The 14,257-nt window shown below is 45.2% G+C and carries 12 protein-coding genes; 9 read left to right on the top strand and 3 right to left on the bottom strand.

From position 1 onward, the window contains the following. Positions 1 to 326: 326 nt before the first annotated feature. The 4 genes from BM358_RS21010 to BM358_RS20995 all read left to right on the top strand — a co-directional run bounded on the left by BM358_RS21010 (position 327) and on the right by BM358_RS20995 (position 4,321). The gene (locus tag BM358_RS21010; protein ID WP_023990398.1) at positions 327 to 893 is read left to right on the top strand and encodes a helix-turn-helix domain-containing protein; all 567 of its coding nucleotides are present in this window, start codon (positions 327 to 329) and stop codon (positions 891 to 893) included. A 251-nt stretch (positions 894 to 1,144) separates the two neighbouring features. Continuing rightward, positions 1,145 to 2,380 (top strand): CynX/NimT family MFS transporter, encoded by a 1,236-nt coding sequence (locus BM358_RS21005; RefSeq protein ID WP_028541778.1) that lies wholly within the window; start codon positions 1,145 to 1,147, stop codon positions 2,378 to 2,380. 2 nt (positions 2,381 to 2,382) lie between these two features. Then, positions 2,383 to 2,814: a universal stress protein gene (locus tag BM358_RS21000; RefSeq protein ID WP_023990396.1), complete on the top strand. Its 432-nt coding sequence runs from the start codon at positions 2,383 to 2,385 to the stop codon at positions 2,812 to 2,814. A gap of 331 nt (positions 2,815 to 3,145) precedes the next feature. Continuing rightward, entirely contained in the window at positions 3,146 to 4,321 is a 1,176-nt protein-coding gene (locus tag BM358_RS20995; protein WP_028541779.1) for an alanyl-tRNA editing protein, read from the top strand. A 12-nt stretch (positions 4,322 to 4,333) separates the two neighbouring features. Here BM358_RS20995 and BM358_RS20990 read toward each other — a convergent pair whose 3' ends face one another. Both BM358_RS20990 and BM358_RS20985 read right to left on the bottom strand, forming a co-directional pair. Then, positions 4,334 to 5,035: a YoaK family protein gene (locus BM358_RS20990; RefSeq protein WP_023990394.1), complete on the bottom strand. Its 702-nt coding sequence runs from the start codon at positions 5,033 to 5,035 to the stop codon at positions 4,334 to 4,336. A 194-nt stretch (positions 5,036 to 5,229) separates the two neighbouring features. Beyond that, on the bottom strand, positions 5,230 to 5,748 hold the full coding sequence (locus tag BM358_RS20985) for a DJ-1/PfpI family protein (protein ID WP_028541780.1): 519 nt from the start codon (positions 5,746 to 5,748) through the stop codon (positions 5,230 to 5,232). Between the two features lie 149 nt (positions 5,749 to 5,897). On the opposite strand from BM358_RS20985, the gene BM358_RS20980 reads away from it, so the two are divergent. Further along, positions 5,898 to 6,290 carry a winged helix-turn-helix transcriptional regulator gene (locus BM358_RS20980; protein WP_013312050.1) on the top strand — a complete coding sequence of 131 codons (393 nt, stop codon included), beginning with the start codon at positions 5,898 to 5,900 and terminating at the stop codon, positions 6,288 to 6,290. Positions 6,291 to 6,460: 170 nt separating this feature from the next. Here BM358_RS20980 and BM358_RS20975 read toward each other — a convergent pair whose 3' ends face one another. Continuing rightward, the gene (locus BM358_RS20975; protein WP_023990392.1) at positions 6,461 to 6,796 is read right to left on the bottom strand and encodes a winged helix-turn-helix transcriptional regulator; all 336 of its coding nucleotides are present in this window, start codon (positions 6,794 to 6,796) and stop codon (positions 6,461 to 6,463) included. Positions 6,797 to 7,064: 268 nt separating this feature from the next. Between BM358_RS20975 and BM358_RS20970 the strand changes: the two genes are divergently transcribed. From BM358_RS20970 to BM358_RS20955, 4 genes are all read left to right on the top strand, one after another. Beyond that, the gene (locus BM358_RS20970; protein ID WP_028541781.1) at positions 7,065 to 8,171 is read left to right on the top strand and encodes an FAD-dependent monooxygenase; all 1,107 of its coding nucleotides are present in this window, start codon (positions 7,065 to 7,067) and stop codon (positions 8,169 to 8,171) included. A 68-nt stretch (positions 8,172 to 8,239) separates the two neighbouring features. Then, entirely contained in the window at positions 8,240 to 9,004 is a 765-nt protein-coding gene (locus BM358_RS20965) for a GTP cyclohydrolase II (RefSeq protein WP_025722502.1), read from the top strand. Further along, complete coding sequence (gene ribD, locus BM358_RS20960; RefSeq protein ID WP_028541782.1) at positions 9,001 to 10,101, top strand: bifunctional diaminohydroxyphosphoribosylaminopyrimidine deaminase/5-amino-6-(5-phosphoribosylamino)uracil reductase RibD; 1,101 nt, start codon at positions 9,001 to 9,003, stop codon at positions 10,099 to 10,101. The genes BM358_RS20965 and ribD overlap by 4 nt, the downstream gene beginning before the upstream one ends. 596 nt (positions 10,102 to 10,697) lie before the next feature. Then, positions 10,698 to 13,616 carry a glycosyl hydrolase gene (locus tag BM358_RS20955; protein ID WP_049828437.1) on the top strand — a complete coding sequence of 973 codons (2,919 nt, stop codon included), beginning with the start codon at positions 10,698 to 10,700 and terminating at the stop codon, positions 13,614 to 13,616. Positions 13,617 to 14,257 lie beyond the last annotated feature (641 nt).

Below are 14,257 nucleotides of genomic sequence, written 5' to 3'. Positions count from 1 at the left end.
CTTTCTTCTTACAGTATGTTCCAATCAACAAATTAGTTAGCCGACTAATCTTAATCTATTCAAAAATGAATTTCAAGCTAAAATTTGTTAATCGTCATGTATATTTTTCACTATATGGAGGTTGTTGTAAAAAGAAAATAAAGTATTAGACTGAAAAATAAAGTGTTAGACTGACGATGCTTCATTAAGCTAACTGGCAGATTAGTTACATAGACGTCAGAATTTTGCATAGGAGTGTAGTCCACCATCCCATACTAATTGTATGGAAAAGAGTCTAGATAAACAGTATACTAGCTATAATTGTTTTTTGTTGAGGTGCATATCAAATGGATGAAATCGATGAATCAAAACAAATTGTATTACAAATCGGCGGTGTCTTGAAAAAGTACAGAAAAGAAAAAAACATGAGCTTAGACGACTTAGCGGAATTAACGGGTGTAAGCAAACTTACTCTGGGGAATATCGAACGTGGCGATACAAATCCAACTTTGGCGATTATATGGAAAATTTCAAAAGGCATATCTTTACCGCTATTAGCTTTGTTGAAATCAGAAGACCCTGTTAGTTTGTATCGAGCAGGCGAAGGACTGCGGTTTTCTAATGATCAAAAAAATTGGATCATTGAACCGGTCTTTAAAAACGCAAGCAACGATATTGAAATGTGTCGGGCTTACTTACAGCCGAATAGCTCGTATCACCCTGAAGGTCATCATGTGAATACAACTGAAATTGCGACAGTAATGACTGGTTCCATTGAAATTCAAGTCAATGGAGAGATTTACACATTGAATCAATATGATACGATCAGTTTTCGTGCAGATTGTCCTCACTCTTATACCAATCGTACGAATAGCGAAACAGTGCTCCATATATCCTTAAAGTATGGTTTCTAAAAGTCGAAAATTCCACTTATTAAATACAACTCCGAATTCCATGACGGGAATTCAGAGTTGTATTTTTGTTTTTAGATGAGTTAATGTGTGTTATAAAATACTTATTGTTAAAAATAATATATTACAAAATAATTATTGTTAAAAATAATATATTATAATATACTTTTATTGTTCGCGCGGATGTTATTTCATAGTTTTTTAATCAGCAGGAAACAAATTTTACGTATGAATTTAGTAAGGAGAAATGAAGAATGTCGAACAAACAAAATATAAAAGCCGTACCATCCTCTATAGGACTGATAATTCTCGGCATTATTATTATTGCAGCTAATTTACGTGCTCCCTTAACCTCAGTCGGTCCTTTAGTGAGTCTCATAAGGGATGACGTTCGTATTTCAAATACAGTAGCAGGCCTGATAACAACGCTACCTTTGCTTGCCTTTGCTTTATTATCACCTCTAGTACCCAAATTTGGACGAAGGTATGGGATTGAACGTATCATTTTGATTGCCCTAATCGTTCTGACTGTTGGCATTGTAATACGTTCTTTATCTGGCGCAGCTAATCTATATATTGGGACAGCAATTCTTGGATTCGCAATTGCCGTATGTAATGTATTATTGCCAAGTTTAATCAAAAGGGATATCCCAAATAAAATTGGCTCCATGACAGGTGTTTACTCAATTTCAATGAGTTTATTTGGAGCAATCGCATCGGGAATCAGTGTACCGCTAGCCGTGAACGCAGGTCTAAAATGGCAGGGAGCATTGGGAATATGGGGGATTCTAAGCTTTGTATCGATTCTCTGTTGGTTACCCCAATTAAGAAATCAAACGAAGCAAACAACCACGACGAGTCAACAGATGGCCAGCAACGATGTGAATGTTTGGCGATCCCCTCTTGCCTGGCAAGTAACCTTGTTTATGGGTATACAGTCCATGGTTTTCTATGTGTTGATCGCATGGTTGCCTGAAATTTTAAAGCAGCAAGGAATTGGCTCAAACCAATCAGGATGGTACCTCTCGATAATGCAGTTAGCTCTGCTTCCATTTACCTTTATTGTCCCCGTTATTGCTGGGCGCATGTCTAGCCAACGTTTGTTAGTGGTCATCACAATCATTTTGCTTTTAACGGGAACGCTCGGACTTCTATACGGAAGCTCCAATATCATTCTGTTGTGGATTATAATACTCGGAATTGGTGGAGGCTGCGCCTTTAGTTTGTCCATGATGTTTTTCGGTTTACGTACTGAAAATGCGCATCAAGCAGCGGAACTGTCTGGCATGGCGCAATCGATCGGATATCTTCTTGCCGCAATCGGTCCTGCCCTTATAGGATTTCTGCATGATGCGACAAATAGTTGGAATCTGCCACTTTTCATTCTGCTTGGCGCTTCGGTCTTACTCTTTTTAGTCGGTATAGGAGCAGCAAGAAACCGTTTTGTAGGTAGCCGAAATAGTTACGAGCTGCCACGGAAAGGACGATAAATATGTTTGACAAAATTATTGTGGCAATTGATAAAGCTGAAATAACGAACAAACTCCTCGATGCAACCGTTGAAATAGCTCGAAACAAACAAACTCAAGTTACCTTGGTTAATGTCAGCCAGGAATATGTATCGAATGGCATGACATATTTACCAGGGCATTTCTTGGAAGAAATATTGAACGAAATGGAGAAAGCGAGTTTGGAACAGTTGCAACAAGCCAAATCCAAATTAGAATCTGCGGGGATTAACCCGGAAACACTTCATCTTAAGGGAGATCCTGCACATGAAATATTAAATTATGCAAGAGATTCCAAGCAGCAACTCATTATTATTGGAAGCCGTGGGCTAAGTGGCATAAAAGAAATGATGCTTGGAAGTGTCAGCCACAAGGTTTCACAGCTATCAAGTTGCCCAGTCCTCATTGTGCATTAACTCCTTCGGGAACCGTAAAGATGATGCATTGTTATACTAACGGAGAACTTTAGTTCAATAAAACAGCGACAGTCTAGGACTTTATTTTCTCGTCCACGGCTGCCGCTGTTTTTATAGCTGGGGCCAGTCTAATACTTTTTTTACGAGATCTGACGGTTTTATAATTCGAAATGTCGCGTGGGACCAACATATCCAGTCTAGTACTTTATTTTCTTTCTACAGTTGTTCGTGCCATGGTTCAAGCTTTTCCCTACATTGATATTTACAATGAAGTGCTTGATAATAAGTGGATATCGTACGAGACAAAGAACCTAAAAGTGAGGAATCTGGAATGACGACAAAATTATACTACACTGCTCCAAATCTTACGGAGTGGGACACTCATATTACACAGAGCATGGAAAGAGACGGAAAATATTTGGTTATGCTGGAGGAAACGGCCTTTTATCCGCATGGCGGAGGCCAGCCTTGTGATACAGGAACAATTCAGGGCGTCCGTGTATTAGATGTTGTTCTCGAGGATGGGGATATTTGGCATCAGGTAGAGCATTTGCCGGAGGATAGGAAAGTAGCCTGCCAATTGGATTGGGAGCGCAGATTTGATCATATGCAGCAGCATAGCGGGCAGCATTTGCTGTCAGCGGTTTGTCTGGAGTTGTTGGGTGCGCGTACTGAAAGCTTTCATCTGGGACAAGAATATGCCACGATTGATGTGAACTGTTCGGATGTAACACCTGCGCAGCTATCGGCAATCGAACAGGAAGTAAATCAGCAAATCTATAGTAATCGCAACATAAAAAGTTTTTTTGTAACCAGTGAGCAATTGAAGGATATTCCGCTGGTGAAAACGCCCAAAGTGACGGAAAATATTCGGATTGTCGAGATCGAGGGCATTGAATATAATGCTTGCGGCGGTACACATGTAGCTCAGACCGGGGAAATTGGAATGATTAAATGCTTGAAATGGGAAAAGCAAAAAGGGATGGCGAGAATCCATTTCAAATGTGGTGCTCGCGCACTCCAGAACTTTAATGAGAGTGTTCGGATTTTGGACGTGTTATCTACGAAGTTCAATACTGGACGAAAGGATATTTTGACTCGATTCGAAAAGTGGGAGCAGGAGCATAAGCAGCTCAAGGCGCAAGTGGAGTTCTTGCAAGAGGAAAATGCATCGTACCAGGCGAAAGAGTTGCTGTCTGCTGTACAGGGGCATGTTCTTGCTCATGTATTTGAACAAAAATCCATTCAGGAGATGCAGCAATTGGCTGCCAAGCTGACCGCTGAGCATGATCTGCTTGTTTTATTTGCCACAACAGCCGAAAACAAAATCATTCTGGCACATAATGGTACCCATTCCATTAGCTGCGGAGCGTATTTAAAGGAAAATCTGGGCGCGTTTCAGGGCAAAGGGGGCGGTAGCAACCAATCTGCGCAGGCAGCATTTTCGTCCCGCAATGACCTCTTGAATTTCTTCGAAACGGCCCAGCGGCAGTTCATTCAGGGCTGATGTAATGGAGGATTAGTGACGAAGCGGCAGCTTCCACTTTTCCTCTTCTGTAAATAAAATAAAAGAAAAAATAAGTGCAACAACAGCGCCCCAAACGGCTTTATCCCCAATCGTCAAAGTCAGAAATCCCCCCAGCAAGGCTCCTACCAAGAAGGCAGCCAGGATGACACCATAACGCATCGCTCGAATGGCAGCGTTCGTGTCCTTGGTCGTTACAGCGACATACACAGCCTCGATAGCTGATCGAAGGTTACCGGTGCTGACCGTGGAGGTGTACGGCACATCAATGAGCTTGCGGAAGGAAGTCATTTGCACGGAAGCGACGAATGAGACGATCACCACTACTACCGTATTGGGAACTCCTTGCGGAATCAATCCCACGATGAAAAAAATCGCGATTTCCAGTAAAAGAATTGCGCGGGTCCAGTCTGGAGTTAAACGGTGGGTTGATTTGCGTTTAATCCCTTCAGCAACAAAAACCCCCAGTGAAAAGGCGATCAGAGGCGGGATATAGGATAATGCCTGAATCCAGTGCCCCTGAATGACTTTAACAGCCAGCAGCACGATATTGCCTGTCTGTGCGTTGGCGAAAACACCGCCTCTTCCAACAAAGGTATATGTGTCCAAAAAGCCCCCTACTAATGATAGTAAGGCGCCCAGTCGCAACGATTCGGACGTTACCTGATGTAAATGGATTTTGCCTTTCATAAACACGGCATATAAGCCTCCTATACTAAACGTCGATTCTTTAAAGCTAACACGAAAATCCAGGACCATACAATTAAATTAATCACTTAAGCATGAAAATGGCACAAAGAAGCCGCATCGGGTCCCATACAAAAGAAAGGACGCGATGCGGCTTTTTGGAGTGCTGTTTAAAGTGCCCACCTAGAACCTCAAAGATGTGCTTATTGCAGGGCTTTGACAAGTGCTGCGCCGAAGTCCTGTGCACCATCTGGACCGTCGGCTGTAATAATGTCGCTATGCGCAACGACATGCTGTGCCACATATTCGGCTTGATGCGATTGGAGCTGGTCCTTTTGTACATCCACAGGATAACATGTAGCCGTTCTGCCGGAGAGCAGTCCAGTTTGAGCCACGGCTACAGAACCTGCGCAGATGCCAGCCAATAGTTTCTTTTGCTCATGAGTTTGTTTCAGCAGAGCTTGGAGATCCGCGTTATTCCAAAGATAGTCATTCGTTCCTGATCCGCCGATCACAGATACCACATCATAATCAGCCAGCACAGCGTCAGTAAAAACAAGATCAGCTGTCGCTTTACCGTTGTAGTCACCTATGATTTCGCCTGTTTTTGTACTAGCTAGCGTCACAGTAACACCTGCTTGCTCCAGTGCTTCCTTTGGTTTAAACAATTCATCCTCATTAAAGCGCTCTGGGGGTATAATAAAAAGAGCTTTTTTACTCATACTTTATTCCTCCTTGAATGTGTAACGTTACCTACTATTGTAGGGTGGACTTGTCAGGCTGTGAAGAATGCACTTTCAAGTACGGAGGTTACCTGTAGGTTACTATTAGAGTGCAAGACCATGATGATTTAGAAGGAGTTAATTGATATATGTCCGATACGCTAAGAGAAGAAATACGGGAGAAGATCGTCAACGGAGACTATAACTGCGAAAAGGAACTGACCCTTTCGGTCTTAAGCGGAAAGTGGAAGGTCGTCATTTTATGGCATCTGGGTGTAGAAGGGGCGCACCGTTTCAGTGACCTGCAAAGGCTGTTTCCGAAGCTGTCGCATAAAGTGCTGACCAATCAGCTGCGGGAGTTGATGGAGGACGGTATTGTGCACCGGGAAGTGTATCCCGAGGTACCTCCAAAGGTGGAGTATTCGATGACTGAACTGGGGATGACGATTTTGCCCATTGTGGAGATGATGTATGACTGGGGGAAAAAACGGGTGCAATCCATTCGTGAGGAAATGCAACGCAGCGGTGAGGGAAACGTTTAAATAATGGAATCGATATGTAGGTGAATCAATAAAGTTCCTTCATATGAAAAATAGAACGCCTTGCACTATGAGTACAAATTGTACTTAGAGCAAAGGCGTTCTTTGGCATGTTAGCAGTCTGTGTGTTTTTATCATGTTAGTTTAGGAAAAATAGCTGTAGCCCATATGGATCATTGCTTTTCAAGTGCTGGTAGAACCTCAATCCAGCGTGTAGCCCAAGTACCGATATGGTCAAACAAAGGAGCTAAATCGCGTCCCTTATCTGTAAGAGAGTATTCAATCCGTACAGGCTTCTCAGGATAAACCATACGTTGTATGATTCCTTCTTCCTCCAGCTCTTTTAGACGGTCGGAAAGGACCTTTCCACTTAAATTAGGGATTGAATTCTCAATAGCGACGAAACGTTGCGGACCATTAGTTAGTTGAAATACGATCAACACCGTCCAACGCTTACTCAGTAGCTCCATAGCTTTTTCAAACCGTGGGCACATCTGCGGAATGTTCATGTGATCACCTCATGCTCCTATTATTAACGATCCACTGTTAAAAGTAAATGATTTTACTTTACATAAATTTATTACTTGACGAAATGGTGTGATATAAATATACTTTGTTACATAAAGTAACTTGTTGACTTTGATACGGAGCTTGAGATATGAATACTTAAAATTTGAACTTAATTTGATATTATTTTTGATATTATTAATGATGTAATTAAATGAACAGATACGAACTAATCGTTATGGTGATGGTTTGGGCGTAGGGGGAAGTCAGATGAAGTTGGAATGTGAAGTGTGCGTAGTTGGAGGGGGACCCGCAGGAACTTTGTTGTCCTGTCTACTGGCGGCGCAGGGTGTATCCACGATATTGATTGAGCGGCAGAGCATAGCGGGAAAGGCTTTCCGCGGTGAAATCTTGAATGATGAGGGTCAGGAAGTGATCCAAAAGCATAAGCTGCTCGAACAAATTCATAAGGACTATGTTCTCGCCTCTACAAGAATCGAATATTGGGAGCATCAGCAGCAAGTGAAGACGGTCAAGCCAGCATCAGTAGATGGTAATGTGGGGGTTCATATTCCACAGCCTCGATTTTTGGAGGCTCTGCTCAAGCAGGCGTCAACCTACGAGTCCTTCCGTTACCTGGCGGGTACAACTGTGACTACCTTGGAAGGTAACAGCGAGCAGGGGTACACGGGCTTGGCCGCCCGCGATAAGAACGGTCATGAGATCACGATTGACAGTTCGTTGATTGTAGGGGCAGACGGTCGCTATTCGACTGTGCGCAAGCTGGCGCAGATGCCTGTGACAAACATTCGACACGGCTATGATCTGCTATGGGCGAAAATCACAGCACCTGCTGGGTGGGAGCCCGTCACTCGTCTGGCACGGGTCAACGGAGGGCAGTTGGCTTTATTCTCGCAGGCTGAGGGCTATATTCAAATTGGCTGGAATGTGGAGGAAGGTAGCTTTCCAACCCTGTTTAAGCAATCCTTTGAACCCTTTATACAACTGCTTACCGAGGCTTTTCCGGATTTGAAGCATAGTGTGCATGATCACATTCGTTCATGGAAGGACTTCGTACCGTTGGATATTTTCAGCAGTCGCAGTGACACCTGGGCGCAGAACGGGCTGGTCCTTATTGGAGATGCGGCGCATACCATGACACCTACCGGAGCTTTTGGCTTGAATGCAGCGTTAAAGGATGCCGATGTGCTAGCTAGTGAGCTTCTTCGTTTACGACAGAAGAGCTATACCGCAGGAGACCTAAAGGCGTTCGAAGACGGACGACGACAGGCTGTAACCGAGCTTCAGGAACGGCAGCTGACGATGGAATCCACGTTTCATGAACATTTCTTACAAGCCGATAATCAAAGGATATAAATCCTGACAACAACATGAATTACCGGAATTTTCATATATAGAGTTTATATAAAGGATGGTGCAGAGAGATGAACCAAAAAGATGTAGCTACGCTACTTAACGATAAAATTCAAACCGTTCGCGGAGAGCAATCTTCGACGATTTTAGTAGGACCGATCAAGCTGCCAGTTAATATGGAAGGAGAAACGGTTGTTTTTCAGTGGTACTGCTGGTTGCCTGTACGGGATGAGGAAGATCGCCAGGACTTACTGAATGCCACCGCTGAGACGATTGTGAAGCGATTGTCCACACTGGATTTGGCAGAGGGACAACAGTCAAGCGTTTTGGTGTATGGCGATCTTCAACAGTCGGAAAATGCATTAGTTCGCATGCATAGTATTTGCCATACTGGAGATATTTTTGGTAGCAAGCGTTGTGATTGCGGATTTCAACTCCACCAGTCCATGAAAATGATTGTGGAACATGGAACGGGTGCATTGTTCTATCTGGCTAACCATGAAGGCCGCGGAATCGGTTTGTTTAGTAAAGCAATGGCTTATATTCTGCAGGAAGAAGGCATGGATACTGTAGAAGCCAATCATCAATTGGGTTTTGAAGATGATACACGCAACTATGCGGATGCCATTAGTGTGCTCCGTCACCTGAGACAAAAACCAGTAACCCTGATCACAAATAATCCCAAAAAACTGGATGCCTTGAAGAAATCGGGTATGAATGTGGCGGGTCGCATGCCGCTCTGGGGCGATGTGTCGCAATATAATGAACGGTATTTGAATACAAAAGTGGAACGATCCGGCCATTTGCGGGATTCCGATCTCAGGGAGGTTCTATGACCACTCACGAAAAATATATGCGCCTGGCACTGGAAAATGCCAGAAGTGCTAAAGGGCAAACCGAACCGAATCCGCTCGTCGGATCAGTCATTGTCAACAACGGTCGTATCGTTGGGATCGGCGCTCATCTGAAGCCCGGCGAGCCACATGCCGAGATTCATGCGTTGCGTATGGCGGGTGAACACGCTCAGGGAGCGACAATTTACGTAACGCTGGAGCCGTGTTCCCATCACGGTCGGACAGGCCCGTGCGCGGAAGCCATTGTGAAGGCAGGCATTCGTCGGGTGGTGGTTGCAGCGCTGGACCCGAACCCGCTGGTTTCCGGCAGAGGGGTACAGATTTTGAAAGATGCGGGCATTGAGGTCATTGTCGGAGTATGTGAGCAGGAATCAATCCGCATGAATGAAGTGTTCAATCAATATATTGTGAGCAAGCGTCCTTTTATTACGATCAAATCGGCAGTAACACTGGACGGTAAAATTGCAACCCGCACCTCGGAAAGCAAATGGATTACATCTGAGGCTGCACGGGAGGATGTGCATCGTCTTCGTAACGAGCATGTGGGAATCCTGGTCGGTGTACAGACGGTGATTCACGATAATCCTCAGCTTACGACTCGTCTACCAGAAGGACGGAATCCGATTCGTATCATTTTGGATAGCAAGCTTCGTATTCCATTGGATGCCCGTGTCATTACAGATGGGGAGGCGCCTACCTGGATATTCACAGGACGCGCTTATGATGAAGGCAAGCGTAGCCAGTTGGAACAGCTAGGTGTAAAGGTATTTCCGACTCAGGATGAAAACAGCGATCGGGTTAACCTGCCGCAAATGCTGGATATTTTGGGTGCGGCAGAGGTATCATCGGTGTTCGTGGAAGGCGGAGCCGAGGTGAACGCTTCCTTCGTGCAGCAAGGGCTGGCAGACAAGCTGGTGCTGTACATGGCACCAAAGCTGGTTGGAGGACGCGCAGCCCCGGGATTTCTCGGGGGAGAGGGCGTGTCTGCGATGAGCGATGCGGTGGCATTGCATGATTTGAGCGTGACACAGGTTGGTGTAGACTGGAAACTAGAAGGGTATTTTGAGCGGGAAAAATGAGTGTTGTTTGCGGGGGAGAAGGCACTCCACTAAGGGGTTGATCTTCCGATCGCTGTTGCAGTGGGATTCTTCGGATTGATAAGACATTTAAAGGTAAGAATCCCACTGCAAAGGCGAACGCTTACGCTTCTCCAGATTCAACCCCTTCGCTCCGCTACTGCCCACCGCAAAGTCACTCATTTTTTCGAAATGGTGTGGAGCATGGGAAAGGCAAAAGGACTTAAATACTCAAAAGCTCAAAAGCTCAAAAGCTCATATACTTAAAAGAACAGAGAATCTGAAGGGCTAAAAGGCCTGGAGGATTCTTTTTTTATATACTAAACGTTTATTAGGGTGAATGATTAATGGGATGAATAACTCATAGGGTAAATGTCTAATGGGGTGAATTCGAGATAACATAATTACACATGCTTGGGTTTTTCGTCCTGGTTTCTTATGTATTTTTAGAGACTTTCGCCTCGTTTAGTTAGAATATAGAAATAAAAGGATTGACCTGGAAATTGAGATCAAGCACAATGAAGTTGAAATCAACTTGGAAGAGAAGGGAAAAGCCTTGCAGTGAAAGGGATTATAGAACTCAAAGGAGGATGTAGGTTGTGAAAAAAACGTTATTATGCTTGTTAAGTGCCAGTCTGATATTTTTAGCTGCACCGGTTTCTACTAAAGCCTTTTCGGGTGAGGTCACACAAGGCGCTGGCTCATATTCAACCACACTACCTGCCGGAGCAGCAACACCGCAAAACGAGATTTACAAAACAGCGAATGTAACCAGCCCAATGCCTACCAATGACTGGTGGAGCAGCCTCGCCTGGGTACCGTACTCCGAGGCTCAATATCCGCATCCCCTTGCCTTGAAAAATCAGCAAAACGGTTTACGCATCTTTAACCCGAGTGAGAAAATTACAGTAAATCCGGGATACATCGCAGGTTGGATGGATGATGTGAACGATTTTTCCGTCGGCCATTCTGTAAGCGCTTCATTTCCAGATGCCAAGGTGGACGGTTTCAGTGACTGGTTTGTCAAATCATTATTTCAAAGCGGCAGCAATAAAATGAGTGCTACCTATGGACACGGCTCCCCCTATGTTTTTTTTGAGTTTGGCGGTGGCAATCCCAAGCTTTCATTTAATGGGGTGCCAGAGGTTTGGTCTGGGTCAGCTAGTTCCCCTGTGCTTGGCATTACGGTTAATGGCTCACACTATGGTCTGTTTGGTCCTTCCGGCAGCACCTGGTCTGGCCTCGGAACGAGTACTCTGATCAATCAATTGAACGGGAAAAACTATTTTACAGTGGCGGCTTTGCCTGACAAAACAACCGCGACATTGGACAAATTTCAGCAATACGCCTATTCTTTCGTTACAAACTCCAAAGCACAGTACAGCTATAACGAAGCCTCTTCCGAAGTGACGACCACCTTTACTGTTGCGACAACAGCGAAGGAAGGCACGCAAAGCGGTACTATTTTTGCCTTATACCCGCATCAGTGGAAAAATTCATCACAACCCCTGCTAGGCTATACGTACAATTCTGTACGCGGTCTGATGAAAACAGCAGAAGGTGCTTCTTTTCAAACGAAAATGAAGTTTACAGGGGTACTGCCTTCCCTGCCCGACTTGGGGTCCTACGATAAAAATACGCTCAACAGTTATATAGACGAAGCGAAAGCGGAAGTCTACTCCGGCGATAGAGACACGTACTGGACTGGAAAACGTCTGGGCAAGCTAGCAGCGCTGGCGCCGATTGCCGACCAGGCTGGCAATACCGCAGCAGCGACCCAGTTCCGCAATGAGATCAAAAGCCGGCTGCAGGACTGGTTTAAGGCCAGTGACAGCTCGGGTAATCTGAAAAGCTCCAGTCTATTTGTGTATAACAACAATTGGGGGACGTTGATCGGTTATCCCGACAGCTTTGGCAGTGCGGTAGAATTAAATGACCATCACTTCCATTATGGATACTTTATCAAGGCCGCGGCCGAAATTGCACGTGTGGACAAGAGCTGGGCATCCAATTCCCAATGGGGGCAGATGGTACAGTTGCTCATTCGTGACATCGCCAATACCGACAGGTCTGATTCGAAATTTCCGTATTTGCGTAATTTTGATCCCTATGCCGGGCACACCTGGGCTTCCGGCCATGCCAAATTTGGTGATGGCAACAACAATGAATCCTCCTCGGAAGCGATGAATGCTTGGGCAGGTCTTATTTTATGGGGCGAGGCGACGGGAAATACTCAAACTCGTGATCTGGGCATCTATCTATACACAACGGAAATGAATGCGATTAACGAATACTGGTTTGATGTGCATGGCACAAACACCCCTGCAGGGATGCAAAGCGCGACGGCAAGCATGATCTGGGGTGGTAAAACCGTAGGGAATGCAACATGGTGGACCAATAATGCCGCAGAGGTGCATGGTATCAACTGGCTACCGATCACCTCGGCTTCCTTGTATCTGACGCAGTATTCAGATTATGCAGCTAAAAATTATAACGATCTGCTGCGAAAAAGCGGTGGGAATTTCAGTCCATGGGAAGATATTGTGTATATGTACAGAGCGATCTCGGACCCGTCCGATGCCAAGGCCAAATTCAGTGCACGCGTAGCGGCCATGACACCGGAAGCGGGGAATTCCAAGGCGAATGCCTACCACTGGATCTACAATTTGGATGCTTTAGGCAACATCGACCGCAGCATCACTGCTAATTCACCTATTTATGCCTTATTTCATAAAAACGGTGTAAAAACTTATGTGGCCTACAATTTTACAAACCAAGTCAAAACAGTAACCTTCTCAGATGGGCACAGTATTACCGTGCAGCCGAATAGCTTTAATACCGGAAATGGAAGCGGCGGTGGCAATCCGCAACCTGATACGGAGGCTCCGTCCATCCCGGCGAATGTTCGAGCTACGACCAAAACGGCTTCGGTAGTCACTCTGGAGTGGGCTGCAGCTACAGACAATGTTGGCGTTACGGGTTATATCGTTTATAGGGACGGGGCTCAGGCAGCAGAGATAAGCGGTACTTCCGCTTCAATTACAGGGCTGAATGCAGCTTCCACTTACAGCTTTACCGTTAAGGCTCGAGATGCAGCTGGTAACCTATCTGCAGCAAGCAATGCGGTAGGGGTAACGACAGAGCCAGCATCTGGTGGTAATGAGGGTGGCGGGGAAACGGAGGATTATAAAGTAGGAGCTCGCTTTGTCAGCGATCATGAAGCATTGCTTCAATTTACACCCAAAACAGCCTCGGCCTATGTTGACGTGCATTATACTTTAACTGGTGGACAACAGCTCAATTACCGAATGACAAACAACGGCGGTGTCTGGGAGCAGCGGATTACAGACCTCGATATCGGGAAGGCTGTCAGCTATTGGTTTACCTATGAAAAGGCGGGATTGCAATACGAGACCCCTTCATTCAGCTATACACACCAGCAGACTGCTTCTACAACGATAGACGTTCCAGAACTTCCACTACCGAGCGTTGATCCCGTTTTCGAAAAAACATCCTAGTGGATCAGGCCTAAGATACGAACGCGACAGTTAACTATAGAAAGAAAGACACAAGGGAAGCAAATACGCTTCTCCTGTGTCTTTTTTTGTTTTTTTATAGGGTCGTAATACTTTCGCCATGTTCGTGAGTTCCAGGTTGCGCGATAATGATAAAGGCTGATACAGGAAGATATTACCGAGGCGAGGATTTCCAAAGGTCCCGCAGTGCCTGCCCTGATGGGGTCAGGTATCCTGTAATTCTGATGTATCCACCAACATTAGGGTTCAATTCCCAATCGCCTTCCACGCGACTTCTGGTAGAGTATTCGAATGATCGAATAAAAACAATGAAAAGACCCGGATAAGAGCATCCCATGTCTGGTCTCGATGACAGGTACCGGGGCGATGGCTATGCGGCCAGCGGATACCGGAGAGAGCAAGCGCCGACAGGGTTCGAGGCTTCGGGGATACAGATTCACAATCGATGTTGGGCTGATGAATTCCATCCCTAGAACACGGAAACAGGCGGTATCTTTCTTTTTCCTTAAGCTTGACCCCGCCGTCCACACCGAAGGGATGCTCTGCAAGGGTCACTAACCCTACTACAACAAATAAAAATAAAAAATCCTCATTTTAAAAATATGTGTTTACTATAACATGCG

It is taken from the genome of Paenibacillus sp. cl130, from assembly GCF_900116035.1.
Lineage (GTDB): Bacteria > Bacillota > Bacilli > Paenibacillales > Paenibacillaceae > Paenibacillus > Paenibacillus polymyxa_B.
This window is presented reverse-complemented; position numbering and strand designations above follow the sequence as displayed.

What these genes read in the sequence shown, in the direction of transcription:
- BM358_RS20965 (WP_025722502.1), top strand. Translation starts at nt 8,240, where the DNA reads ATGAACCAAAAAGATGTAGCTACGCTACTTAACGATAAAATTCAAACC.
- BM358_RS21000 (WP_023990396.1), top strand. Translation starts at nt 2,383, where the DNA reads ATGTTTGACAAAATTATTGTGGCAATTGATAAAGCTGAAATAACGAAC.
- BM358_RS20985 (WP_028541780.1), bottom strand. Translation starts at nt 5,748, where the DNA reads ATGAGTAAAAAAGCTCTTTTTATTATACCCCCAGAGCGCTTTAATGAG.
- ribD (WP_028541782.1), top strand. Translation starts at nt 9,001, where the DNA reads ATGACCACTCACGAAAAATATATGCGCCTGGCACTGGAAAATGCCAGA.
- BM358_RS21005 (WP_028541778.1), top strand. Translation starts at nt 1,145, where the DNA reads ATGTCGAACAAACAAAATATAAAAGCCGTACCATCCTCTATAGGACTG.
- BM358_RS20995 (WP_028541779.1), top strand. Translation starts at nt 3,146, where the DNA reads ATGACGACAAAATTATACTACACTGCTCCAAATCTTACGGAGTGGGAC.
- BM358_RS20970 (WP_028541781.1), top strand. Translation starts at nt 7,065, where the DNA reads ATGAAGTTGGAATGTGAAGTGTGCGTAGTTGGAGGGGGACCCGCAGGA.
- BM358_RS20980 (WP_013312050.1), top strand. Translation starts at nt 5,898, where the DNA reads ATGTCCGATACGCTAAGAGAAGAAATACGGGAGAAGATCGTCAACGGA.
- BM358_RS20975 (WP_023990392.1), bottom strand. Translation starts at nt 6,796, where the DNA reads ATGAACATTCCGCAGATGTGCCCACGGTTTGAAAAAGCTATGGAGCTA.
- BM358_RS21010 (WP_023990398.1), top strand. Translation starts at nt 327, where the DNA reads ATGGATGAAATCGATGAATCAAAACAAATTGTATTACAAATCGGCGGT.